This window comes from Leptolyngbya cf. ectocarpi LEGE 11479, from assembly GCF_015207065.1.
In the GTDB taxonomy this organism is placed as follows: Bacteria; Cyanobacteriota; Cyanobacteriia; order Phormidesmidales; family Phormidesmidaceae; genus Leptothoe; species Leptothoe ectocarpi.
Genome location: NZ_JADEXP010000598.1, coordinates 1 through 1810, shown reverse-complemented (window position 1 = coordinate 1810; position 1810 = coordinate 1). Strand labels below are relative to the sequence as shown.

Here is a 1810-nt window from a genome sequence, read left to right as displayed (position 1 = left end):
ATATAGTGCCACAGCTGCCCCACCCGCGCCGCCAAGCTAAACAACGTCATGCCATCTTCCATGGTGGGATGGTTGCACACATACACCACCCGCGCCCCATCGATGGCTCGCAGCTTAGCCACATCGTCATCACAGACCACCAACCCACACCGATACAAACGCTGTAGGACCAGATACGACACACTCTGCACCAGCCGAATTAATAACGGCTGCTGGTTGGGCGGAAAAAATAATGGAGTTTCAGAAGCCATAGGGTCAAGGGTGTGCTTGTCTCAATGCTTATCCTGCGCGCTCTATCTTAGCCTTATAAAAGTTCCCCAAAGCTTTAAAACCGTTAAACACCTTTCTATGCAACGAGTCAGTCCATCAGCTCCAGATACAAGCGTCGTTCCCTGGAACAATTTGGGTCAAAATCTCAGTCTTCAAGATTCATTACAACCGTCTACCGTCATTGCCTTTATGCCTCTAACGGTTCTATAAAATGGTCAAGGTTAGTTCGCTACTGACGTCATTGGGGATACCTCTTGTAGGTGCTTCAGTAGCTCTCAATTTTTTCCTCTATACTCAAGTCAAAAAATACTACGTTGAACTCAGTCAGGTACGTTTAGACCCGCTAGGTCTTAGTTACTATACCCAAGACTATAAACGCAAGGACAAAGAAGATGCCAAGCGAGTAGTTTTCTTTGGAGATTCTAGAGTGGCCAGCTGGCCAGCTCCTCGGATTGACGGATATGAATTTATCAACCGTGGTGTCGATGGTCAAACCTCCGCTCAAACCAGCCAGCGCTTTGAACATCATATAAAAGATTTAGATCCTGATATTGTTGTCATTCAAGTTGGTGTGAATGACTTAAAAACCATTCCTCTGATGCCAGAGAATCGTAACGTTATCATCGATCTTTGTCGCGCTAACATTCGCCAAATGGTCGAGGAGTCCAGAGCATTGGGAGCCACCGTGATCATAACGACCATTCTTCCCGTAGGCGAAGTGCCTATCATCCGTAAACCTGTCTGGTCAGATGACATTGCCCAGGCCATTTATGAGGTAAATGGCTACATTGATTCGTTAGATAATGATGATGATCAGGTAATTGTCTTTGATAGTTTTTCAGCCCTTGCCAATGAGCAAGGGCGCATGGCTGAGAACTATCGTGAGGATGAACTACATCTGAATGAACAGGGCTACAATGCACTAAATCAGGCGTTTGTTGAATTCTTTGAAACAGCCAATCTACCCAACGTCGAGGATTCTGACACTATTGCCTCAGGAGATTCTTAACTAACCAGAAGATATCGCACAGTAAAAGCCCCGCTCATGGCGGGGCTTTTGGGGAGACGTTTGTGATAGAGAGAGTCGTTAGTCAACAAAACAGTGACTAGAAGCTATAGCCAACGCCAGCGACAAAGTCAACATCGTCGCTACCATCTTGGAACGGAGACCAAACAACAGAACCATTGACGAGCCACTTGTCAGTCACGCGGTAGTCAGCACCGCCGGTTACAGCTGCTTCTATAGAGCTGTCGTCACCGAGTTCGCCATTGATGCCAGCGCCTAGGAAAGGATAGAGACGACCACCGGGATCAACAGAATTGAAATCATAGGTGATGGGTAGGACGTAGACCACATCTTCACCATCGTTAAAATCAAAGTCGGTGCTCACAGCAGGACGAACTGAGAGATTGTCGGAGAGGGTGACTTTACCATTCACGGCAAATCCCTCATCGCCACCGCCAACACCAAAATAGTTATAGTCAGGCGCTTCTTGAGCAAATGCCGTGAGAGGGGCTGCAGCAGGAACAGCAGCGGTGA

3 protein-coding genes and 1 pseudogene are annotated in these 1810 nt (G+C 47.4%); 2 read left to right on the top strand and 2 right to left on the bottom strand.

Features of this window, described 5'->3' with window-relative positions:
• Positions 1-251: pseudogene (locus IQ260_RS30310) on the bottom strand (1-acyl-sn-glycerol-3-phosphate acyltransferase); the annotation flags it as partial.
• 97 nt (positions 252-348) lie between these two features.
• Here IQ260_RS30310 and IQ260_RS31605 point away from each other — a divergent pair.
• Together IQ260_RS31605 and IQ260_RS30305 are read left to right on the top strand one after the other, a co-directional pair.
• On the top strand, positions 349-480 hold the full coding sequence (locus IQ260_RS31605) for a hypothetical protein (RefSeq protein ID WP_265579599.1): 132 nt from the start codon (positions 349-351) through the stop codon (positions 478-480).
• A gap of 1 nt (position 481) precedes the next feature.
• Positions 482-1279: an SGNH/GDSL hydrolase family protein gene (locus tag IQ260_RS30305; protein ID WP_193996758.1), complete on the top strand. Its 798-nt coding sequence runs from the start codon at positions 482-484 to the stop codon at positions 1277-1279.
• A 97-nt stretch (positions 1280-1376) separates the two neighbouring features.
• Here the strand turns inward: IQ260_RS30305 and IQ260_RS30300 are convergent.
• Positions 1377-1810 (bottom strand): YadA-like family protein (locus IQ260_RS30300; protein ID WP_193996757.1); only part of this gene is annotated, 434 nt, incomplete at its 5' end.